Annotated in this window: 21 protein-coding genes; 3 read left to right on the top strand and 18 right to left on the bottom strand. The window is 57.9% G+C overall.

Translation table 11 applies throughout. The features are described 5' to 3' along the window. The 14 genes from E6C55_RS01315 to E6C55_RS01250 form a co-directional block, all read right to left on the bottom strand. A complete protein-coding gene (locus E6C55_RS01315; protein ID WP_168735391.1) occupies positions 1 to 972 on the bottom strand; it encodes an aldo/keto reductase in 972 nt (323 codons plus the stop codon). Between the two features lie 37 nt (positions 973 to 1,009). Next, positions 1,010 to 1,882, bottom strand: a complete 873-nt coding sequence (locus E6C55_RS01310; RefSeq protein WP_168735390.1) for an SMP-30/gluconolactonase/LRE family protein — start codon at positions 1,880 to 1,882, stop codon at positions 1,010 to 1,012. Positions 1,883 to 1,943: 61 nt separating this feature from the next. Next, positions 1,944 to 3,608 carry an extracellular solute-binding protein gene (locus E6C55_RS01305; RefSeq protein ID WP_168735389.1) on the bottom strand — a complete coding sequence of 555 codons (1,665 nt, stop codon included), beginning with the start codon at positions 3,606 to 3,608 and terminating at the stop codon, positions 1,944 to 1,946. Between the two features lie 134 nt (positions 3,609 to 3,742). Continuing rightward, the gene (locus E6C55_RS01300; protein WP_136367956.1) at positions 3,743 to 4,636 is read right to left on the bottom strand and encodes a carbohydrate ABC transporter permease; all 894 of its coding nucleotides are present in this window, start codon (positions 4,634 to 4,636) and stop codon (positions 3,743 to 3,745) included. A gap of 12 nt (positions 4,637 to 4,648) precedes the next feature. Further along, on the bottom strand, positions 4,649 to 5,620 hold the full coding sequence (locus tag E6C55_RS01295) for an ABC transporter permease (RefSeq protein ID WP_230986458.1): 972 nt from the start codon (positions 5,618 to 5,620) through the stop codon (positions 4,649 to 4,651). Positions 5,621 to 5,749: 129 nt separating this feature from the next. Then, complete coding sequence (locus E6C55_RS01290) at positions 5,750 to 6,514, bottom strand: SDR family oxidoreductase (RefSeq protein WP_330999582.1); 765 nt, start codon at positions 6,512 to 6,514, stop codon at positions 5,750 to 5,752. Positions 6,515 to 6,540: 26 nt separating this feature from the next. Beyond that, positions 6,541 to 8,004: a CoA-acylating methylmalonate-semialdehyde dehydrogenase gene (locus E6C55_RS01285; RefSeq protein ID WP_136367955.1), complete on the bottom strand. Its 1,464-nt coding sequence runs from the start codon at positions 8,002 to 8,004 to the stop codon at positions 6,541 to 6,543. Next, complete coding sequence (locus E6C55_RS01280) at positions 8,001 to 8,846, bottom strand: class II fructose-bisphosphate aldolase (RefSeq protein WP_136367954.1); 846 nt, start codon at positions 8,844 to 8,846, stop codon at positions 8,001 to 8,003. The genes E6C55_RS01285 and E6C55_RS01280 overlap by 4 nt, the downstream gene beginning before the upstream one ends. Beyond that, a complete protein-coding gene (gene iolC / locus E6C55_RS01275) occupies positions 8,836 to 9,843 on the bottom strand; it encodes a 5-dehydro-2-deoxygluconokinase (RefSeq protein ID WP_136367953.1) in 1,008 nt (335 codons plus the stop codon). Before iolC ends, E6C55_RS01280 begins: the two co-directional genes overlap by 11 nt. Positions 9,844 to 9,848: 5 nt before the next feature. Continuing rightward, positions 9,849 to 10,862, bottom strand: a complete 1,014-nt coding sequence (locus E6C55_RS01270) for a DUF6786 family protein (RefSeq protein WP_136367952.1) — start codon at positions 10,860 to 10,862, stop codon at positions 9,849 to 9,851. A gap of 80 nt (positions 10,863 to 10,942) precedes the next feature. Next, entirely contained in the window at positions 10,943 to 11,704 is a 762-nt protein-coding gene (locus E6C55_RS01265) for an SDR family NAD(P)-dependent oxidoreductase (protein WP_136367951.1), read from the bottom strand. Positions 11,705 to 11,714: 10 nt separating this feature from the next. Beyond that, positions 11,715 to 12,497 carry an MBL fold metallo-hydrolase gene (locus E6C55_RS01260; protein ID WP_168735388.1) on the bottom strand — a complete coding sequence of 261 codons (783 nt, stop codon included), beginning with the start codon at positions 12,495 to 12,497 and terminating at the stop codon, positions 11,715 to 11,717. Between the two features lie 17 nt (positions 12,498 to 12,514). Then, positions 12,515 to 12,940: a cupin domain-containing protein gene (locus E6C55_RS01255; RefSeq protein WP_136367949.1), complete on the bottom strand. Its 426-nt coding sequence runs from the start codon at positions 12,938 to 12,940 to the stop codon at positions 12,515 to 12,517. 27 nt (positions 12,941 to 12,967) lie between these two features. Next, positions 12,968 to 13,789 (bottom strand): SDR family NAD(P)-dependent oxidoreductase, encoded by an 822-nt coding sequence (locus tag E6C55_RS01250; protein ID WP_136367948.1) that lies wholly within the window; start codon positions 13,787 to 13,789, stop codon positions 12,968 to 12,970. A 213-nt stretch (positions 13,790 to 14,002) separates the two neighbouring features. Here E6C55_RS01250 and E6C55_RS01245 point away from each other — a divergent pair, with 213 nt between their 5' ends. After that, on the top strand, positions 14,003 to 14,680 hold the full coding sequence (locus E6C55_RS01245) for a GntR family transcriptional regulator (RefSeq protein ID WP_136367947.1): 678 nt from the start codon (positions 14,003 to 14,005) through the stop codon (positions 14,678 to 14,680). Between the two features lie 120 nt (positions 14,681 to 14,800). Here E6C55_RS01245 and E6C55_RS01240 read toward each other — a convergent pair whose 3' ends face one another. After that, entirely contained in the window at positions 14,801 to 15,865 is a 1,065-nt protein-coding gene (locus E6C55_RS01240) for an aldose 1-epimerase family protein (protein WP_136367946.1), read from the bottom strand. Next, complete coding sequence (locus E6C55_RS01235; protein ID WP_136367945.1) at positions 15,858 to 16,868, bottom strand: C-terminal binding protein; 1,011 nt, start codon at positions 16,866 to 16,868, stop codon at positions 15,858 to 15,860. Before E6C55_RS01235 ends, E6C55_RS01240 begins: the two co-directional genes overlap by 8 nt. Before the next feature lie 111 nt (positions 16,869 to 16,979). Between E6C55_RS01235 and E6C55_RS01230 the strand changes: the two genes are divergently transcribed. Continuing rightward, entirely contained in the window at positions 16,980 to 17,759 is a 780-nt protein-coding gene (locus E6C55_RS01230) for an SDR family NAD(P)-dependent oxidoreductase (protein ID WP_136367944.1), read from the top strand. 234 nt (positions 17,760 to 17,993) lie between these two features. Here E6C55_RS01230 and E6C55_RS01225 read toward each other — a convergent pair whose 3' ends face one another. Together E6C55_RS01225 and E6C55_RS01220 are read right to left on the bottom strand one after the other, a co-directional pair. Beyond that, positions 17,994 to 18,806 (bottom strand): pyruvate, water dikinase regulatory protein, encoded by an 813-nt coding sequence (locus E6C55_RS01225; RefSeq protein ID WP_136367943.1) that lies wholly within the window; start codon positions 18,804 to 18,806, stop codon positions 17,994 to 17,996. 44 nt (positions 18,807 to 18,850) lie between these two features. Beyond that, positions 18,851 to 19,537, bottom strand: a complete 687-nt coding sequence (locus E6C55_RS01220; RefSeq protein WP_168735399.1) for a helix-turn-helix transcriptional regulator — start codon at positions 19,535 to 19,537, stop codon at positions 18,851 to 18,853. Between the two features lie 548 nt (positions 19,538 to 20,085). On the opposite strand from E6C55_RS01220, the gene E6C55_RS01215 reads away from it, so the two are divergent. Next, positions 20,086 to 21,321, top strand: coding sequence for an IS4 family transposase (locus E6C55_RS01215; RefSeq protein ID WP_168735387.1), 1,236 nt, complete (start codon positions 20,086 to 20,088; stop codon positions 21,319 to 21,321). Positions 21,322 to 21,472 lie beyond the last annotated feature (151 nt).

Here is a 21,472-nt window from a genome sequence, read left to right as displayed (position 1 = left end):
TTATCCCATCAGCAGCCAATTCCGCTGCTCCGCCGTCAGCCGAATTCGATCCGCAGCCAGCGAATCGGCGAGATGACCCGCGTTCACCGTTCCCAGTATCGGGAACACAGGGAAGTCATGCGCCAGCAGATAGGCAAGCGAGATCTGGTTCGGCGTGCAGGCAAGCTCGTCGGCCAGACGTTCGGCACGCCGGCGTCTCTCGCGGCTGATCGCATTGTCGAACGAGAGCGCGTTGCCGCTGTCCGCTCCGGCCAGATATCCGTAGGCCGTCGGAGTCCACGGCATAACGGGGAATCGCGTCTCGCTGTGCCAGGCCAAATCCCGTTCGCCCATCATCAGCGCCGTCTCGTCATAGCGGCCGTCCCAGCCGATAGGCGAGTGATTGGGGTGAGCCAAGTTCCACTGCGGCGAAGAGACGACAAAGCCCTGCAAGCCCTTCTGCGCCGCATATTCGTTCGCCTGCGACAAGCGGGCGACCGACCAGTTGCTCGCTCCGATATAGCGCACCCTGCCGCTGGCGATTTCCCCGTTCAGCATCTCGACGATTTCTTCGACCGGATGCCGGGGATCGTCCCGATGCAGCACGAAGAGATCAATATAGTCGATCTGCAATCGTTCCAGACTGTCCGTAATGTCCGAAGCGATGACTTGCGCCGTCATGCAATCGTCCGGCCGCGGATAGAATCGGCCTTGATGCGGATGTCCTCCCTTGGTAGCAACAACAACCTCATGGCGATTGCCGAATCGGCGCAAGCATTCGCCAAGCCCCCGTTCGCTTGCCCCGTCTCCTCCCGGTATCCAGCACGCGTAGCTGTGCGCCGTGTCGAAGAAGTTGCCTCCCGCCTCGCAATATTGACGATACAGCTCGTACATTTCTTTGCCCCGAACCAGCGAACCGAACCTCATCACCCCGTAGCATAAGGGGGATACTTCCAAGTTCGTTCCCGGCAACCGGCTTCGCTCCAATTCCATCCTCTCCTCCGCAGACAAGTGCCGCATGGGCGAACGGCTAAACTCCGACCTCCGCCAACGGAATTCGGGTAATGTGCCATCGTCCGAGGTTGCACACGTACAAATCCTCCCCGACCAGCACCCCGTTCGTCGGATGGCACAGCTCATGAGCCGTCGGGTCCTCCGCGACAAGCTCCAGTCCCTCCTCGGGACGGAAGGTATCGATTCGATAAATCCGGCTCGGCTCGTAGCAGGTTGCGTAGAGCCTTCCGCCGGAAGACATGACCAGCCCGTCGAGAATGACTCCGGGAACGGAGACGAGTATCTCCGCTTCCAGCGCTTCCCCGCGGTTGCCTATCGGGATGCGATAGATGTTGCGCTCTCCCCGGCTCTCCGCGACATACAGCGAACAGCCGTCCGGCGACAGGGCCAGACCGTTAGCGAAGTCGAACGATCGGCTGCACCACAGCTCCGTCTCCAGCGTCTCGACATCGATCCGCCAGATGCCCGGGCCCGCTTGACCGAATCCGTAGCTGTCCGATACATAGAGCACCCGACGGCGGCTATCGAACGCCGGATAGTTGGGGAACCTCATCGGAATGTTCGCCGAGCCTCCGCTGATCTTCGCCAGCTCTCCGCTGGACGGGGTAAAGCGGAATACGGCCCGATGCTTGGAATCGCATATATACAGCCGCCCCCGGTCGTCGAAGTTCATTCCGAGCGCGAAGCCGTTCGTGGAACCGACCTGTTCGAATCGGCGTTCCTTCAGATCGATTCGGTAGATCTCCCCTCGCTCGCCGCCGCACCACAGGTTCCCTTCCCCGTCGCTGCAGATGCCTTCGGGATGATTCAGTTGCGGCTCCGCAAGCGTTCCGTCGACAACGACCTCCCACTGCTCGGGACCGACCAGTGCCTTGCGGTCAGCATCCATTGCCTTCTCCCCCATTCGAAGAGGAAGGGAGACAGCCCATCCCCCTTCCTCGAATCTCGTCTTACAGATTGTTGTAACGGTCGAGCGCCGCGTTGTAAACTTCCATGTACTTGTCCAAGCCAAGGCTGTTTACCTTCTTCACATAGCTGTCCCAGTTGCTGAACGGCTCCTTGCCCGTGATGAACTTGGTCTCCATCTCGGAGATATACTGCATCGCTTCGTCGCTGAATTGCTTCTTGACCGCCTGCTCCTCTTCCGTGAAGAGGAACGGCTCCGTTCCGTTGCTCAGAACCGGATCATAGTAAGGCTTCAGCATGTCGGCCGCCGCCGCGATCTTGTTGATCGCCGAAGCTTCCATCTGCTCCGCGATCCACGGGCGCTTGGAGAATTCGTCCGCCGCCATATTGTAAGGAATGCCGTCCCCGAACATCGGCGAGAACAGGCCGCGGCTCTTCTCGATCGGAGCAATATTCGGATCGTACTTCTCCGTCCACCAATAACCGCCATCCTGATCGACGGTGTAGGTCTCTCCCTCGATACCATATTGGAGCCGGACCCAGCCTTCATCCGAATACCAATAGTCGAACCACTTCATCGTCTCTTCCGGATGCTTGTTGGCGCTTGTAATGACGGTGTTGTTCTTCCGCAAGCCCGAGCTGACGAAGCTCAGCACTTCATCCCCGTATTCGCTCTTCAGCACCGGGAGCGCCTCGTAATCCGAAGCCTTGTTCGATTCCGGGGCCGCCAGAACGAACGATCCGTGAAGACCCGCCTTCGAATTCGCCGTCCAGGCTTCCGACTTGTGCGTCAGCAGCTCGGGGTCCAGCAGCTTGGCGGTCCAGAGCTTGTTCATGAACTCCAGCAGAGCCTTGTAGCGTTCGTCCGTCTTGATGAAGCGCATCTTGCCGTCGGGACCGAGGTCGACGCCGTCGCCGAAGAAGCTCGGCCCCTTGTTGCCCAATCCGAACGATCCCGCGAAGTAGATCATGTCGCGGTCGAAGCCGCTGGAGAAGTCGGTAAGCGGAATAACCTTGCTGACCCCGCCCGGATTCTGATCCCGGAAGGCGACCAACGCGTCGTAGTATTCGTCCAGCGTCGTCGGCATCGGAATCCCGAGCTTGTCGAGCCACGCCTTGTTGATCCACAGCTTCGAAGCGTTGTCCCCCATCCAGCCGTTAATGGCCGGAAGCGCATAAATATTGCCGTTCACATCCGAGATAGCCTTCTTGATCGTGGGATTCGCGTCGAGAATCGCCTTCAGGTTCGGCGCATATTGTTCGATCAGATCGTTCAGCGGGATGATCATGCCTTGAGCCGCGTAATTCGCAAGGTCCGCGTCCGAGAAGCCGGATCTGGAGATGAAGTCCGGCAGGTCGTTGGTCGCCATGCGCAGATTGCGCTTCTCAACCCAGCCGTCGTCCGGCACATTCTCCCATTCGATATGAGTGCCTGTCTCCTTCTCCCTCTCTTGGAACACCAGCATATCGTTCCAGTCCGCCTGGAAGACGTGCTTGGAAGCAAGCCCGTTCAAGGTAACGGGCTCCGCCGCCTGTCCGGCATCGGTCGAAGCGCCGGCCCCCGATTCCGCCGGCTTGCCGGCGCTGCCGGAAGCGCCTCCGTTCGTCGCGTTGCCGTTCCCGGATGAATTGCAGGCTACTTGCAGCATAAGCGCAACGACTGCCGCTCCGGCAAGAACGCCGCGTTGCCAATTCCTTCTCCGTATCAATTGTGTTGCCTCCCCCGGATTGAATAAATGATGAAGGGCTTCCTTGTTGCAATCGTCGACCGCCCCCCTTCCCGGCTCGCCGACGACTATCTTAAGCGGCTCCATGGTTGCCGCACCAAGATCCAGCTCGCTTCCTACCCCTTAATGGCTCCGATCATGACACCTTTAACGAAGTACCTCTGCACGAACGGATACAAGACCAGAACCGGCAGACTTGAGATGATAATGACCGCGTATTTGATGCTCGTTCCGTATTGAGTCGAATCGATAATATAATTGGCCGAGCTGCTGCTCATCAGATTCTGCGTGTCGTTCTGGACAAGAATCTCTCTTAGGATCAACTGCAGAGGGAACATGTCGCGCTCATTCAGGAAGATCAAAGCGTTAAAATAGGAATTCCAGTGCCCGACCCCGTAGAAAAGCACCATAACAGCAAGGATTGGCCCGGATAATGGAAGCACGATTCGCGTCAACACTCCGATCCGGCTGCAGCCGTCAATCTCCGCCGCCTGATACACCTCTTCCGGTATGGAAGTCTGGAAGTACGTTCTGGTCACGATGATATTGAAGATGGACACGGCGGAGGGAAGAATCATAACCCAGAAGTTGTTAAGCAGATGCAGCTTCTGAATCACGATGTACAAGGGGATTAAGCCCCCGCTGAAGAACATCGTGAATGTGAACAATACCGTCAACACGTTGCGTCCGTAGAAATCCTTCCTGGACAGCGGGTAAGCTGCCATGATCGTAAGCGCAACGTTGACCAGCGTGCCTACGACCGTGTAAGCGATCGTATTCCAATAGCTAAGGAAGAACTCGCTGTTCTGGAATACCTTCACATAAGGGACCAGCGTGAACCCCTTCGGCCAGAGCCATACCTCGCCTCGCAGAACGGCATCGGGATCGCTTATTGAAGCGCTTACAATGAAGAGCAACGGGTAGAGGAAGACAAGGGTGACGATCACCATCAGGAAAACATTGATTCGGTTAAATATCCGGTCCGCCCGACTCTCCGCAATCGAATTCATCGGCTCCTCCTCCTACCACAGACTCGTCGATCCGGCCCGCCGCGCGAACGCATTGACAACGACCAGAATCACGAAGTTGATGACCGAGTTAAACAACCCGACGGCTGTTGCAAAGCTGTATTCAATGTTCAGCAGCCCCTTGCGATAAACATAGGTGGCAATAACGTCGGAAGCTTCCATATTGGAGGAATTCTGCATGAGGAACACTTTCTCGAAGCCCACGTTCATAATGCTGCCCGAGGACAGAATAAGCAGAATGACCGCCGTCGGCATGATGCAAGGCAGAGAGATATGCCAGATTCGCTGCCACTTGTTCGCTCCGTCCAGAATCGCCGCCTCAATCTGTTGATGATCGACGCCCGCGAGCACCGCCATGTAGATCACCGTCCCCCATCCCGTCCCCTGCCAGATGCCGGAGGAGACGAAGATGCTCTGGAACCAACCGGGCTCCATCATAAAAGCGATCGGATTGCCGCCGAGAAATTCGACGATTTTGTTGATCAAGCCGTTCGTGGGGGAGAGGAATACGAGCAGGATTCCTACCATGACAACCTGCGAGATGAAGTAGGGGGCGTAAGAGATGTTCTGAACGACCTTCCGGAAGAAGCGGCTCTTCAGCTCGTTCATCAGGAGCGCCAGCAGAATCGGCGCGGGGAACCCGAACAGAATCGAGTAGAAGCTGATCTTCACCGTGTTCCAGACCACGCGATCGAAGAAGATCGAATGGAAGAACGTCTCGAAGTGCTTGAAGCCCGCCCACGGACTGCCGGTTATTCCCTTAATGGCGTAAAAATCCTTGAACGCGATCTGGACGCCGTACATGGGCCAGTAGCAGAAAATAAGAAAATACGAAAGCGGAAACAGGATGAGAAGGTACAACGAAAGGTTCGGCCTCATCTTCTTGAAGCGCACCTGGAAGAAGGTTCGCAAGGGGGACGAAGCGTTCTCCGGCGACAATGGAGAGTCGGCGGTTGATTGGGCCACAGGGTTCACCTTCCTTGCTTCGGAAGTAATGTCGTCACCATATTTCATTTTATGAATCCATTTTATAAATTTAGTATACAATATTTAAAATGTGTTGTCAAACTATTGCCTAGTCCCGCGCTGCCTCGCTTAGCGCGCCAAATATCCTCCGTCTACCGGAATGATCGTTCCCGTCACATAATCCGACGCCCTGGAAGAGAGGAACACGGCAATGCCGTGAAGGTCCTCCAGCGTTCCCCAGCGTCCGGCGGGGATGCGCGCCGATACCTGCGGGTAGCGGACCGGATCGTTCTTCAGATCCGCATTCATGGCCGTATCCATGTACCCCGGAGCGATGGCATTGACCTGAACGCCGTGCACCGCCCACTCGTTCGACAAGGACTTGGTCAATTGGGCGATCGCCCCTTTGCTTGCCGCGTAGGCCGTCGCGTTGTAGCCGCCGATAAAACTAAGCATGGACCCCGTATTGACAATTTTGCCGCTTCCCTGCGCGACCATCTTCCGGCCCGCCAGTTGGCAAAGCTGGTAGACGGCGTTCAGGTTCAGCTCGAGCACCCGGTCCCAGCTCTCGACGGGAAGCTCCAGACATGCCCGCCGGTCATGAATGCCCGCGTTGTTGAAGAGAATATCCACGCGGCCGCCCAGCAGCTCCAACGCTTGCCCGAAGGCGCGGCGAAGCTGCTCGCGGTCCGACAGATCCGCCTGAACGCCGTGGACCTTGGCTCCGCCTTCTCCCATCCGTCTTGCCGTCTCCGCAATGTCGGAGCTGACATCGAGCAGCACGACCTCGGCCCCCGCTTGAAGCAGCCCCTCGGCGATTCCCCTGCCGAGGTTCCGCCCTCCGCCGGTGACAATCGCTTTCCTGCCGGTCAATCCGAATAATGAATCGATCACACGCTTCACCTCGTCCGGAAGTTTCTTCAAGAATACCTGGCGACAACCATTTTCTTGCGGGTATAGAATTCGACGCCGTCGCGTCCGTTCGCGTGCAGATCGCCGTAGAACGACTTCTTGTAGCCGCAGAACGGGAAGAACGCCATGGGGGCCGGAACGCCCACATTAATGCCCAGCATGCCCGCGTCGATGGTCTCGCGGAACCGGCGAACGGCCTTCGCGTCGTTCGTGAACAGGCAAGCGCCATTCGCGAATTCCGATCGGTTCGCTAACGCAATCGCTTCCTCAAGCGTCGCCGCGCGGGCGATGGACAGAACCGGAGCGAAGATCTCCTCCTTCCAGATTGTCGCTTCGGGCGTCACATGATCGAATATCGTCGGAGCGACGAAGAAGCCTCTCCCCTCTCCCGCTTCCGTCTCCCTTCCGTCCAGCAGAAGCTTGCAGCCTTCTTCCACGCCGCTGCGAATGTAATCGTGCGTTCGTTCCTTGTGAGCGCGGCGGATGACCGGTCCCAGGAAGACGCCCTCCTCAAGTCCGTTGCCGATTGTCAGCCCTGCAGCAACGTCCCTCAGCCTCTCAGCCAGCCGTTCTCCCGTCTCTCCGACGGCAACGACGACAGAGCAGGCCATGCAGCGTTCGCCGGCGGAGCCGAATGCCGCGTTGACGATCTCCTTCACGGCCAGATCCAGGTCGGCGTCGGGCAGTACGATCGTATGATTCTTCGCGCCCCCAAGCGCCTGAACCCGCTTGCCGTTCGCCGCCGCTTCCCGGTAGACGTACTCCGCAACGGGCTGGGACCCGACGAACGATATCGCCTTGACCTCCTTGTTGCCGATCAACTCGTTCACGACATCGCGGGAGCCGTGCACAACGTTGAACACTCCCCCCGGAACTCCCGCCCGTTCCAGCAGCTCGGCCAGTCTGTTCGCCAGAAGCGGCGTACGCTCGGACGGCTTCAGCACGAACGTATTGCCGCATGCGATAGCGAGCGGGAACATCCAGCAGGGCACCATCATGGGAAAATTAAACGGAGCGATTCCGGCGACAACGCCGAGCGGATAACGATACATGCCCGATTCGATGCCCGTGGCGATATCGGGCAGGTGGCTCCCCATCATCAGGGACGGCGCTCCGGCGGCGAATTCGACGCACTCGATGCCGCGAAGAACCTCCCCGTGCGCTTCCGTATAGCTCTTGCCGTTCTCAAGCGTAATCAGGCGCGCCAGCTCGTCCCAATGCTCCACCAGCAGTTGCTGGTACTTGAACAGCAGGCGCGCGCGCTTCGGAACCGGCGTGCGGCTCCATTCGGGGAAGGCCGCCGCAGCCGCCGCAACCGCCTCGGCCGCTTCCTTCGCTTCCGAGAACGGAACCCGCGCCAGTTGTTCTCCCGTTGCCGGGTTCGGAACGATATCCTCGTTGTCCGATGACGACGGCACCCAACGGCCGCCGATATAATTGTTCAGTCTCTCTGTTCCGGCTTCAATGGTCATCGACCTCGACCTCCGCATCCCAATAGACGTATCTTGCGGGCAGCCGTCTCCTGAACGGCCGCCATCGGTCCCGCGAACAATCGGACCCTGTCGTACTCCTCCGGCTGTCGTCTCAGCTCCTCCCGGAGCGCTTCGCCGAACGACATTCTAAGCGCCGTGCCGATGTTGATCTTCCCTACTCGCGTCGAGACGAGCCGTTCGAAGATCTCATCCGGCACGCCCGAAGCCCCGTGAATGACGAGCGGAACGCTTACCTTCTCTTGGATGGCTTCGAGCCGGGCGAAGTCGATCGCCGCTCCTTGCCGTTCCATCCGGTGAACCGTTCCGACCGAGACGGCCACCGCATCGATGCCGGTCTCGTCCACGAAGCGCGCCGTCTCCTCCGGATCGGACAGCTCGTGCTTCATGTTCAAGGCCGGGTCGCTGTAGCCGACCGAACCGATCTCCGCCTCGACGGATACGCCGAAGGCATGCGCGGCCTTCGCGATCTCTCTCGTCCGGCGAACGTTCTCCTCGAATGGCAATTGCGAGCCGTCGTACATCACGGAGGAGAAGCCGTGACGAACGGCCTGCATAACGGTGTGGAAATCTCCTCCATGATCGAGATGCACGCACACGGGAACGCTTGAACGCTCGGCGATTCCCCGCAGCAGCGGTCCCATAAGATGCACGGGCATATGCCGGATGGCAGGCACATTGGCCGCCAGAATAACCGGAGCTTCCAAGAGCTCGGCAGCCCGAACGACGGCGGAAGCATCCTCGAATCCGAATACGTTGAAGGCCGCCACGGCGTAATTTCTCTCCGCCGCCCTCCCTGCGATGGACTGCAAATCAGCCAGCATCGATTCTCGCCTCCCCGTATCTGTCCACTACGCTCTCGATCTGCTCCCGGGAAGGCATCGCGTCCGAGCAGCTGTGGCTGGAGACGACGATGGACGCTGCGGCGCTCCCCCATGCCAAGCAGCGATCGATCGGCCAATTCCGGAACAGCCCGAACAGGAACGCTCCGGCGAAGGAATCGCCTGCGCCGAACGTCTTGACGACCTGCGCCGGGTATACGCCCGCCCGATAACGGTTGCCCGCTCGATCGAACGCGGCCGACCCGCCTTCGCCCCGCTTGACCACGACGAGCTTGGCGCCTTGGTCGAGCCATTCCCTCGCCGTCGCTTCGTCGTCTTCTCCCGCCTCCCCGTTGCGGTCCAACAGATCAAACTCTTCTCGACCCCCGAACACAATATCGGCTTGGGCGGCTGCCAGTCGGCAGTACGTGCGGGTCTCCTCCCGGCTTCTCCAGGAGTAGGGCCGATAATCGATATCCATAACGACGACGGTGCCGTTGCGCTTCGCATCTTCGATCGCCCGGAAGACGGCCTCGCGCGAAGGGCTGCGCGACAGCGCCGTGCCGGAGACGAGCAGCGCCGAGGAGCTGCGAATGTACTCCTCGGGAATATCTCCCGGCTCGAGATTCAAATCCGCGGCATTATCCCTGTACATCAGAATGCTGCATTGTTCGGGGGACAAAATCTCGGTGAACGCCAGCCCCGTGACACCCCCCTTGTCGTCCGTCGCCAAACGGGAGGTGTCGATGCCCTCGCTGTTCATATATTCGCGAATGTAGCGCCCGAACCCGTCGTCGGACACTCGCCCGAGGAAGCCGGTGCGAAGGCCGAGACGAGCCATCGCAATCGTGATATTCGCCGGAGAGCCTCCGACATACTTGGTAAACGTCAGGGTCTTCTCGATCGGCCGATGAATCTCGTTGGCATTGAAGTCGATGCACAGCCGGCCAAGGCCGATGCAATCGAGCGTACGCCGATCGGGGAACCAACTGTTGCTCATGGTCATTACGCCTCCTCTCCGGGTAGTTGTTCAATCGACATGCCGAGCAGACGAGCCGCAATCCGTTCCATTGCGGCTTCCGGGCCGCTGTATCCCCACATCTGGCACACATCCGGCGCTTGCTCCCCATCCGAAGCGCTCCCGTAAGCATGAGAATGGTGCTCCAGCTCGCCGAACGCCCCGAGGGCGCCGTCGTCGCTGTACAATTGAACGCAATGGCCGGTATCCTCGGGCTCCCGGAGCGGCGCGTCAAGATAAGCGAAGGACGGCCGCACGGCAATCTGCCGAATCAGCAAGCGGCTGAGCCCGTCGCTCCCTCTCCTGCAATAACCGAATCGTCCGGTCGTCTGCGCGAATTTAAGCGAGATCTTGTGCGCTTCGTCGGCAACGATTCGGAACCGAACGCCCCCCGGCTCGACCGAGAGACGATGCTCCCCGGTGTCCGCGAAGAAGTCCTTCGGCCTGACCGCTCCATAGGTCGGAGCCAATGCCACTCCTCCGTCCGGGACTTGAACAATGGTCCAGAGAGACACCACCCCTCCCGCCGACCGGCTCAGGTGCCGAATGCTCGTCTCCATCTCGTATCCGACGAACGAATAACCGGGAATGTCCGACGATAATCCGGCCGCTGCGAGCGGGTCGCTCACCAGTCTGCACCGCTTCGTCAGGCGGAAATCCCGTCTGTCTCCCGACCTGTAGGCGTTCGCAGCGCCTTCGTTCGTCCAGCGAACAGAGCGCCTTCCGGATTCCGGGACGGACTGCCGATAACGGCCGGGATCGATGTCCGGCTGGACGATGTAGCTGTCCGGCTTGTTCAGATCGCGAAGATTGAATTCGAGCTCCGGGCTGAGCCAGGTTCGCTCCCCGCCGACATTCCACGACGGCGACAATTCCGATTCCGCCGCCCCAAGCGAGGGGGACACCCACAGAAGGTTGTCGCCGTCCGGGTCCGGGTACACTCCGATGATCCTTCCTCCCCGCTCCAGGGCAACGACGATCCCTCCGTCGTCCTCCTGCAAGATCTCGTACCTCCAACAGCTGTCCCGCAAGCGCTTGCATAGTTCAGACCGCCTCATCGTCCATCGCCTCCGTCAGCCTCTCACCTTAAGAAGAACCGGGTGCTTGATCCGCCGTCCACGGTCACAACCTGTCCCGTGACGAAGTCGGAGCCGGGGGAAGCGAAGAAGGAGACGACCTTGGCCACGTCCTCCGGGTATCCGATACGTCCCATCGGGATCTGCTGCCCGATCGCTTCTTTGTCATGCAAGGGATTGACCGTGAACTTCTCGACCTCCGTCGCTCCCGGAGCGACTGCATTCACCTGAATGTTGAACGGAGCGAGATCGAGAGCCAGTTGGCGCGTCAGCGCGTTCATCCCGCCCTTGGAGGCGGCATACGCGGAATAAAGCGGCATGGTCAGATTGCCGTGAACGGAGCTGATGTTGACGATCTTGCCTTGTCCCCTCTCGGCCATGCGCTTCGCGCAAGCCTGTGTGCAGAAGAACGTTCCCTTCAGGTTCGTGTCGATGACCCGATCCCACAACTCCTCCGTCACTTCGAAGAAATCGACCGTCGGGTCAATCGCCGAATTGTTCACAAGAATGTCGATGCCGCCGAACTCGGCTTCGATTCGGTCGACCATGTCGCGGATGTCGCCCACCTTCGACACGTCGGCCCGGATAGCCAGCGCCTTGCGGCCCGCTGCCGAGATTCGCTCGGCCACCTCCGCAGCCTGGGCGGCGCTGCTCCGATAATTCACGATCACATTCGCTCCCTCGGCAGCCAATTGCAGAGCGATGCCTCTTCCGATTCCGACGCCGGCTCCCGTGACAAGCGCCGTCTTGCCTTCCAACGACAACATACGATTCCTCCTATAGAAGCAGCATTTCCCCCTGACGGAACAGGAACGGCGTCGTGCGCGGAGCCCATTCGGTTACGGCCTCCATGAAGCGCAGCGGGTCTCCTCCGGAGTTGCCCGGAAGCAGCCAGAAGTGGCACGGCGCCGCGAAGGCGGGATTCGCGATCTGTACCGCCCGCGCCGCCTCCACTTCATTCATATTGCCGTACTTGCCGTTGATCGGGGCAATCAGCAAGTCCACCCTCGTATCGGCAACGCTGTCCCGAAGCCGCTCTTCCCTCAAGCAGGTGTCTCCCATATGGTAGACGATTTTCCGCTCGGATTGAATGATAATGCCTATCGCATCCGGCGCCAGCTCGCCATGATCGGCATGGACTGCACGGATCGCGCAATCCCGAAGCGTCGCGCCTCCGCCTTCCGCAAGCGAATGGCATCTCTTCTCGTCAACGCCCAACTCTCTTAATCGGCGAACCGTCTCCGGAGGCCCGTAGAACGGGAAGTCCTCCTCCAGCAACTCCCGGATGCAATCCGCATCGAGATGATCCTCATGATGATGCGTCATCAAGTATGCCGCTATCGGCAATCGGGCCAGCTCCCCGGGACCTATCGGCGAAGGATAGAGCCGCTTGAACGCGGAACCCAACTGACGGCCGCAGTAGTCGGTAACGTAAGGATCGATCAGCACAACCCTCCCCGTCGGAAGCTTGCAGGCGTAGCCGGCCTGCCCCAGCGACCACACGGCCAAGCGGCCGGGGTCCACCGTCAAACCTTGTATTTCGCACAGCAATGAATTCATCGAGAGCGATCCCCTCTCTACTTCTCGTCCACTGTCTTGTACGACCTGCCCCATTCCTGCAATCTCAAGTCGTACACCGGATTGGCGCCCGGCTCGGGCAATCTCGACCACACAGTGAAGATTACCAGTTCTTCCGTGTCGCTGCGGTTGGCGATGGCATGCATGGAGCCGCCGGGAATGAATACGACATCTCCGGCCTCCAGCTCATGCTCGACTCCGTCCAGACGCACCGAAGCCCGGCCTTGCTGGATCAAGTAGACCTCGTCGTAGGAGGAATCGTGCTTGTGGTCGGCATGCTTCGCCCCCGGAGCGATAATGCCCATATTGATCTGAACGTTCTTCGTCTCGGAATTCGTCTGGTCGACCAGCATCTTGGACGAATAGGTCTCATCGACGTATAAGGTCGCTACCTTGGCAGCATGTACGACCGTTCCCTTCCCCATGTCGGCAACGCTCCTCTTCGTTATCGATTATGCTTGATGCGATACGGCCGGCCCGTCTTCAAACACGTGATTGAAGGAAGGGACCGGCTCCGGTCCGTGATAAGCCGCGTACCCGCCGTCTACGTGCAAGATGGCTCCCGTGACGAACGCGGCACGCTTCGAGCTCAGATAGAGCACCGCTTCGGCAATGTCCTCCGGGGTTCCCAGCCGCGCTTGCGGCGTTCTGCGGATCATATCGTCCTGATTCAGCGCGCCGCTTGCGAATGCGCCCCGCATGCCTTCCGTCAGGATGTAACCCGGCGCTACGCAATTCACGCGAACGCCGTCCAGCGCCCATTCGCAGGCAAGCGTCTTCGTGAAGCTCTCCACGGCGGACTTGGAGGTCGAATACGGAAGTCTTCTGCTGATGCCTCCAAGCCCGTGCACCGACGAGATATTGACGACCGCGCCCGTTCTCCGCTTGAGCATCAGACGCCCGGCCTCCTTCGCGCACAGGAACATCGACTTGACATTGGTATCGAAGACAAAGTCCCACTCCGCTTCCGAGAACTCCACAATCGGCTTGCGAATCGTCGAGCCGACATTGTTGACGAGCACATCAAGAACGCCGAATTCGCCAATCACCTTGTCGAACAGCCGAACCACCTGCTCGGAAGCGGATACGTCCGACTCATGCCACCTGGCCTTCCCTCCCGCCCGGATGATCTCTTCGCATGTCGCTTCCGCCGCATGTCTGTCGATATCGGCAATGACAACAACGGCCCCTTCCCTGGCGAACGACGAAGCAATGCTGCGCCCGATCCCGTTGCCGGAACCGGTCACAAGGACGACCTTGTTGGCAAATTCCATGAACCTTCATCCCTCCGCTTGTCACAGTCCGGACGCTTCATCCCGTTGCAGCCCGGCATGCTCATTTTACTTCAATTCGCATTTTTAGTATACAATTTTATAATTTTGTAGTCAATAAAATTCATTCATTTTGTCTACCATGACTCATTTATGTTGACAATTTTCTTTTTAAATTGATAACATATAAATAAAAAGGAAGAATGAGGAGTTCCCATGACCAAAATCGATGATCCTCTCGCCCGAGCCCAACATACGAGGGAAGTCGTCAAGAGCTTGCGCACCGACATTATTCTCGGCAAGTATGCCAAGGGCACCCGGCTTATCGAATCCAAGATTGCCGACACGCTTGGAGCCAGCCGCGCTCCCGTCCGCACCGCCTTCCAATTGCTTGCCCAGGAGGGATTGGTAATCAATCTCGCCAACGGCGGAACCGAAGTGGTCGGCTTCTCCATCAAGCAAGCGATGGACCTGTTCGATCTGCGGCTCCTGCTTGAGAAGCGGGCGCTTGAACTGATTCTGGACAGCGATTCCTTCGTCTTCCGGCCGTTGTTCGAGAGCATGGAGCAGTTGGAGCAGTATTTGCCGCAGGCGGAAGCCGCGGAGATTCCCAGCTCCGAGACGTCCCGCCTCGATATTCTGTTCCACCGCAGCCTTGTCATGATGGCAGACAGCACGCCTCTGCTCGTCGCATGGAATACGATGACGAACATCTTCCAGGAGCTGCTGGAGATTACGAACATGACCAGTTCATCCTATCGCCACTTCTTCGAGGACCACCGCAAGCTCGCCGATCTTATCATTCAACGCAACCGAAGCAGCATCGACGAGCTGGTGGCCCATATTACCCGGGCCAAGAATATTATCATCGAACGTCTGGAGACCCGGCTTTAATCTCCACTCCTCTCTCTGTTGAGTTGGGACAACCAGAAAGGAACAAGACGACAAGGGAGCGCCCGCTCTGATTCCGACTCGGAATGAAGCGGGCGCTCCCTTGTTGCTCCTCATGAACTGTCAGGACAAGAAGTCCATGAACTCCCCGAATTCTTCCTCCCCTTCGAGCACACCGATCTCCAGCTCGTAGGTCAACTGCTGAAGAGGCGCGATCGGCTGCAGCGTTCCGTTCTCCCGCTCGAACGACCGGCCGTTGACGAAGCAGGTCGCAGGCATGAGTCCGGTCGCGTAATCCCCGGCTCTTAGCGACTTCCACTGAACCAGATAGGGCAGTCTGAGCGGATCGTACTTGACATAAACGCCCAGCCCCAGCCGCCGGTTGATGACGGCCGCCCCGGTCCATCCGGATCGGCCGGCGGACAATCGATGACGATAGACATGCTCTCTGAACCCGACAATCGGGCCGGACAATTCGTCGAATCGCGAGGCGTGCCGCTCCGATTCCTCATCCCGGGCAAGCTTCTCCCGGCTCGGGAGAATCAGCTCGGCCCCTTCGTCCAGAACGGGAAACCCGATATTGATATGGTATAACAGCATCAACTGCCGCTCCTCGAAGCCCTGATTCTCCAGCGTATCCCGAATACGCACCGACTTGCTGCCAACCGAGGTGCTCAGCGTCCTGCGGAGCGTCAGATTCTCCTCGAATATCGCCGCTTCCCGCATCTGACCGGATAAACTCAGCACGTATTCGTCTCCTTCCCAATGGCAGTCCGCCGACAGCATCTCGGCCGGGGTCGTCTTCATTCGGCCGTGGAAGGGGTGGTCGAAGCCCTCGTCCACGCAGGCCGTCCCTACATTGGACAGCCCGCACGTGTACAGCATCCCTCCCGAGATGGAGCGCATGAACTCCGTTCCGTTCATGTCCGCCAAGGCCGGAGAGACGACACCGGACTTCGGCGCGTAATGCAAATTCATTCCTTTATACCGCATCCCGATCAGATCCATTCCCTTGCTCTCGAGCACGGTATATTCCAGCCCCGTCCCGTTCGACACCTCGAACGCCTTCACCCCTTCGGCTGCGCCTTCCCCATAGACGAACGGGCGAACATAAGCGAGCTGTTCCATGCTGCCTACCCGCTTCAACAGACTTGCCTTGTCCAGGAATTGTCCATACACCCTAGGCATCGCTCTTCCTCTCCTCTCGCTCCTCTCGCCCGCCGATTCGAATTCCGTTCACGACATGCTTGGGCTGCTGTCCCTTCAGCACCCGCTCCACCTCGAGCGCCGCATAGCGCTGCAGCCGATCGACAGAATCCTCCGAGTACCATGCCGCATGCGGACTCAGCACGCACCCGTCAACCTTCAGCAAGGGATGTCCCTCCGGCAGAGGCTCCAGGTCGAACACGTCGAGCCCCGCTCCCGCAATGACGCCGTTGTCCAGAGCCCATACGAGATCGTCCGTATGGACGACCCCGCCTCTTGACGTGTTGATCAGATAAGCCGTATTCTTCATTCGCCCGAACGCTTCCCGGTTGAACAGATGCTTCGTGTCCGGAGTAAGAGGAAGATGCGAGGTGATAATGTCGCTCTCTCCGAGCAACGTGTGAAGATCGACCCTGCGCACGCCCATCTCCCCGAAAACCTCATCCGGCACAAAGGGGTCGTATGCCGTTATCTTCAGCCCGAAGCCTTGCGCCCTCCGGGCGACTTCTCGGGCGATGTTCCCGAACCCCGCCAGCCCCAGCACCTTGTCCCGAAGACCCATAATGGGGCCGACGGATGCCATTCGCCAGTCTCCCGCGCGCACGTTCCTGTCCATCGCCGGCACTCTCCGGACCGTGCCCAGCAGAAGAGCCCACGTGTGATCGGCTACCTCCTGAACCCCGTAGTCGGGAACATTGACCACCGGAATGCCTCTTGCCGCCGCAGCTTCGATATCGATCGTATCGTAGCCGATCCCGTAACGGACGATAACCTTGCACCTGGTCAACTGATCGATTACTTCCTTGGTAAAAGACGCGTGATGAACCAGGATGGCATCGGCATCGCGACATAGATCGACAAGCTCCGTCGCCGTGCAGCAGGTGCGCGCCTCGAGGCGGGCAGGGAGCGGTTCCAGAATGCTTCTCTCCTGACGATAATCCGGGAACCCAGGTTCCGTAACGGCAATGGCAATACGATAGCTCATATTCCGCCTCCAAATGAAATACGTATTTTTATTTTAGTATACAATATTGTTTTATTGTACTCAATATGTTAGGTTGAATTTGTTAATCATCTTAAGAAAGGTTGGGACGCTATGTCCGGCAGATTGGAAGGGAAAATTGTCGTTATTACGGGCGCGGGTTCGGGAATCGGCAGGTGCTCGGCGCAGCTGTTCGCGAGAGAAGGAGCCTCCGTCGTCGTGAACGATGTGAATGAGTCGAGAGGCCGGGAGACGGAGAGGCTCATTGAAGAGGAAGGGCATCAAGCCTTGTTCATCCATGCGGACGTGTGCAATCCCGAATCCGTCCAAGACATGGTGCGGCAGGCGATTCAACACTTCGGAAGAATCGACGTTCTGTTCAACAACGCCGGAATCAGCCATGTCGGGGCGATTCACGAGGTCGAAGCGGAGCAATGGGACGCTATCATGAATGTGAATGTCAAGGGCGTCTTCCTGCCCAGCAAGTACATTCTGCCCCACATGATGGAGAGAAGATCGGGGACTGTCATCAATATGTCTTCCTGCGTCGCCGAGATCGGCTTGGCCCGCAGAGCGGCTTATGGAGCGACCAAGGGAGCTGTGCTTGCGCTGACCAAGGCGATGCAGGTCGACTACGCGGCTTACGGCATTCGCGTAAACGCTCTTGTGCCGGGCACGATCATGACGCCGTTCGTGGAGAATTACCTAAAGACTTCCTATGAGGACCCCGAAGCCGCAATCGCCGCCATCAAGACGCGGCAGTTGGGCGGGGAGCTCGGCCGTCCGGAGGATGTCGCGTACGCCGCCCTCTACCTGGCCTCGGACGAATCGAAGTTCATGATGGGCGCTCCCCTGTACATCGACGGCGGGGCCACCTTCGGCAAGAATGCCTAAGAGGCTTCGCAATCGCGGAGCGCGGGGGACGACCGGCAGTAACGATAGGCTCGCAATGAAGAGGCATGGCCCGACGGGCCATGCCTCTCTCACGCAACGGAACGAATTCCGGACAAGCATCCCGAATCCAAACCGAATCCCAAGCCCAATGAAGCAGTCTCTGCATTCCATTCCGTCTCGACGCAACCCTGCGGCAACCGTTCCGCTAGGTTCGATAGGTTAGGATTCGATAGGTTACTTCAACGACAGGCTCTCCAAGATGACCCCGGCCGTCTCTTCGATTGCGCGGTCCGTTACATCCACAACCAGGCAGCCCAACCGCCGGAAGACCGAGTGGGCGTACTCCAATTCCTCGGCAACGCGCTCCAGCGAAGCATAGGCGGCCCCGAACGGAAGACCCATCGCCTTGAGCCGTTCCGCGCGAATCTGAATCAGCTTCTCTGGTTTCATCGTCAAGCCCACGAACCGGCCTCCCCGCAGCTCGGACAGCGCATTCGGCGGCTTCACCTCCGGCACGAGCGGATAGTTCGCCACCTTATACCCCTTATGAGCGAGGAAAATACTAAGCGGAGTCTTGGAGGTTCGGGAGATTCCGAGAAGAATGAGGTCCGCCTGCGCCCAGGAGTTCGAATTCTGTCCGTCGTCTCCCTTCACCGTGTACTCGACCGCTTCGACCCTGCGGAAGTAGTCCCGATCCATGACATGAAGAAGGCCGGGCTTCTGCTTGGGCGGCGGCGTATTGAACGTCCGCACGAACGCTTCGATGACCGGCCCCATGATATCGACGGCGAACACGTTCAGCCGGATCGACTCCTGGCGGATCATCTCCCTTAGCTCGGGCAGCACAAGCGTATAGACGACGAAGCTCCCGCTTCGGGCCGCTTCTTCCATCAGATTGCGGATCTCATCCTCCGACTTGATGTGCGAGAATCGCCGCAGCCCCGTTCCATCCGCGTCGAATTGCCGAATCGTCGCCTGAACGACGGTCTCGGCCGTCTCGCCCACGGAATCGGAGCAGACAAATATGGTGCGCGCTGTCTCGTTCAACCTATTCTCTCCTCGTGATTGCCGGCCGACGTTCGCCGCCGACGTTATTGCGGCTCCATCCGGTCGAATACCAACTTGGCCAGCGTTGTCTTCGTCATCCGCCCGACGACTTCCAGCTTGGACGCCGAAGCCTCGGAAGCGCCGCTCTCTTCTCCCGCATTCGCGGGCTGAACGACGGGCAGGCCGTCCACCTCGTGCGCGATCATTTTGCGCAGGGCTTCGCGGACCGTGTCGTCGGGAGACACCGTGACGACGTTCGGATACCTCGTCATGACCATGCCGAGAAGCACGCTCGCCGCCTGCGCATTGCCGAGCGTCACCTTAAGCAAGTCCTTGCGGGAGACAATGCCCGCCAGCATATTGGCGGAATCGACGACGACAAGGCTGCCGACGTTCTCCAGGAACAGAGCGACTACCGCATCGCTGACGGAAGCCGTCTCGCGCAGCACGACCGGAAGCCCCATGACGTCGCGCACCTTGAGTCCGGCGATGGACTCCGCCTCCGACCGCTCCTTCATGGAGTTGCGGCCCGGGAAGTACCCGACCTTCGGCTTGGCGTCGATGTAACCCAGCATAACGAGCAAGCCGAGGTCGGAGCGGATCGTCGGCCGGGTAGCGCCAAGCCGCTCCGCGATCTGTTCCCCGGTAATCGGGGCATGTATCCTGATCAGTTCGACAATCTCCAATTGACGGGGTGACAGTTCGATCTCGATTCCCTCCCGATACGGCATTCCTGCTTCTTCATTGTAACCGAATCGGAACTTCAATCACACAGCCTTCTCGCCCGTTTCGATACTTCTCGCATGGTATGAGGTGCTATTACGATTGAGCTGGAAGCTGGCCGGTTTGGCCGCGGACCGCGGAACATAGTCGTAATTTCAGGCTTATTCGCTCGTTCGGGCCTCAAGTCGCGAAATGTAGTCGAAATTTCAGGCTTATTTACTCGTTCAGGCCTCAAGTCGCGAAATATAGTCGAAGTTTCAGGCTTATTTGCTCGTTAAGGCCTCAGACCGCGAAGTGTAGTCGAATTTTCAAGCTTATTTGCCCGTTCAGGCCTCAGACCGCGAAATATACTCGAAGTTTCAGGCTTATTCGCTCGTTCGGGCCTCAAATCACGAAATGTAGCACTAGCTTTGCATCAAACCTGACATGAAATTGTGTTTCAAAATGTACCTAAAAATGTATTTTCTTGATGATTTATATCTGGAGGAAAATAAAAAAATCTCCTATTGTGAATGTAGAGGGCATGTTACCCACTCCATTACAAAGGAGACCAGACATGGGTAACAATACTTCAAAAACCGTCATCAGTCAATGCCTTGAATGGTTGGATATTCCCGAGTTTGTTTGCGATTACCTCGATTATCGCAAGCAGAAGCTTACGCTCGTTGCTTTCATCCGTTTGTTCGTCGAAGCCCAGTTGTCCGATCGAAAAGACCCCGATTGCATTGTAGAAAACCTTCGCGATAGCTTGGAACTACAAGCGCTCACGGGAATAGAGTCACTGAGCGCTTCCCAGTTTTCTCGCAGGTTGTACGAGCTGCCAACGTGGCTGCTGCAGTACCAGTTCGAGACCATCACGCGGCGCATTCAGGATACGCTTGCGCAAACACGGGAAAACAGCGAACTGAAAAAGGAACTGATTCCCTTATCCCTTATCGATTCTTCCTTGATCACGCTCCCTGATTATCATGGCAAATGGGCGTATACCAGCAAAGGAAAGAATCAGGTCAAGCTGCATATGCGACTGAGCACGCAGTGGCCGGATCTGGCGATCCCGAGTAAAGTTGTGTTGTCGACGGGAGCCGTTGCCGATACGGAAGTTGCGGTTGAACTGGTCACTGAGCAGGGCACTACCTACGTCATGGATCGTGGGTATATCAACTATGCGCACTTCAGGAAGTGGCTTAAAGCGGGCCTCTTCTTTGTCGCCCGTATTCAGCAGCGCAGTAGAACCGAGATCCTGGAGAAGCGCGAGCTCCCGTCAGAAGAAACGGATTTGCTGCTGGATGCGGATGTTCTGATGGTCGTTCCGAAGCAGCCGGATCAAACCATGAGGCTGCGTTTGGTGGCGTTCAAGGACGACAAAGGCCGGATATACCGACTGGTCACAAGCCGCTGGGACCTATCGGCAAGGGAAATCGCGGATATCTACCACGCCCGCTGGGACATCGAGTTATTCTTCAAATGGATGAAGCAATACTTACGGCTGGCGAAACTGTACAGCCATAAGCCGCAAGCGGTATGGAATCAGATTTACATGTCCCTGATCGCCCACGCCTTGTGTATCTTGGTAAAGCTTTATACGGGAACGAAGCACGGCCTGTGCACCGTATTGAAACGGATTCGTCAATACATGGCCAAGAGTTGGGAGAAACTGCTTGACACCTTGTTCCGGAAACCGACGAAAACGTCAAAAGGGCGTCAGAAGAAACCCAAACGAGGCCGACCCCGGATACACCCGAAGAAGCAGAAGTCCCAAAAAATCGTGTTGGCGAACGAATTCAACCTATAAAAAGGAATATTAACTGAAAATGGTAACTGCTCTCATTTTTTATGAGGTGTCGACTTTTTAGCCCATTCACCGAAAGCAATAGATGGAAATATAAGTATCCTATTCACTTAAAATGAAACTTTATTTTTTTGTTCCAATTGATGTTAACTTC

It is taken from the genome of Cohnella fermenti, assembly GCF_004801405.1.
Classification (GTDB): Bacteria; Bacillota; Bacilli; order Paenibacillales; family Paenibacillaceae; genus Cohnella; species Cohnella fermenti.
The sequence above is the reverse complement of the archived record's forward strand: the minus strand, read 5'-3'. Positions and strand labels throughout refer to the sequence as shown.

Excerpts from the sequence above, each read along its gene's own strand:
- E6C55_RS01315 (WP_168735391.1), bottom strand. The coding sequence starts at position 972 with ATGGAATTGGAGCGAAGCCGGTTGCCGGGAACGAACTTGGAAGTATCC.
- E6C55_RS01310 (WP_168735390.1), bottom strand. The coding sequence starts at position 1,882 with ATGGATGCTGACCGCAAGGCACTGGTCGGTCCCGAGCAGTGGGAGGTC.
- E6C55_RS01300 (WP_136367956.1), bottom strand. The coding sequence starts at position 4,636 with ATGAATTCGATTGCGGAGAGTCGGGCGGACCGGATATTTAACCGAATC.
- E6C55_RS01285 (WP_136367955.1), bottom strand. The coding sequence starts at position 8,004 with ATGACCATTGAAGCCGGAACAGAGAGACTGAACAATTATATCGGCGGC.
- E6C55_RS01280 (WP_136367954.1), bottom strand. The coding sequence starts at position 8,846 with ATGCTGGCTGATTTGCAGTCCATCGCAGGGAGGGCGGCGGAGAGAAAT.
- iolC (WP_136367953.1), bottom strand. The coding sequence starts at position 9,843 with ATGAGCAACAGTTGGTTCCCCGATCGGCGTACGCTCGATTGCATCGGC.
- E6C55_RS01265 (WP_136367951.1), bottom strand. The coding sequence starts at position 11,704 with ATGTTGTCGTTGGAAGGCAAGACGGCGCTTGTCACGGGAGCCGGCGTC.
- E6C55_RS01260 (WP_168735388.1), bottom strand. The coding sequence starts at position 12,497 with ATGAATTCATTGCTGTGCGAAATACAAGGTTTGACGGTGGACCCCGGC.
- E6C55_RS01255 (WP_136367949.1), bottom strand. The coding sequence starts at position 12,940 with ATGGGGAAGGGAACGGTCGTACATGCTGCCAAGGTAGCGACCTTATAC.
- E6C55_RS01250 (WP_136367948.1), bottom strand. The coding sequence starts at position 13,789 with ATGGAATTTGCCAACAAGGTCGTCCTTGTGACCGGTTCCGGCAACGGG.
- E6C55_RS01245 (WP_136367947.1), top strand. The coding sequence starts at position 14,003 with ATGACCAAAATCGATGATCCTCTCGCCCGAGCCCAACATACGAGGGAA.
- E6C55_RS01240 (WP_136367946.1), bottom strand. The coding sequence starts at position 15,865 with ATGCCTAGGGTGTATGGACAATTCCTGGACAAGGCAAGTCTGTTGAAG.
- E6C55_RS01235 (WP_136367945.1), bottom strand. The coding sequence starts at position 16,868 with ATGAGCTATCGTATTGCCATTGCCGTTACGGAACCTGGGTTCCCGGAT.
- E6C55_RS01230 (WP_136367944.1), top strand. The coding sequence starts at position 16,980 with ATGTCCGGCAGATTGGAAGGGAAAATTGTCGTTATTACGGGCGCGGGT.
- E6C55_RS01220 (WP_168735399.1), bottom strand. The coding sequence starts at position 19,537 with ATGCCGTATCGGGAGGGAATCGAGATCGAACTGTCACCCCGTCAATTG.
- E6C55_RS01215 (WP_168735387.1), top strand. The coding sequence starts at position 20,086 with ATGGGTAACAATACTTCAAAAACCGTCATCAGTCAATGCCTTGAATGG.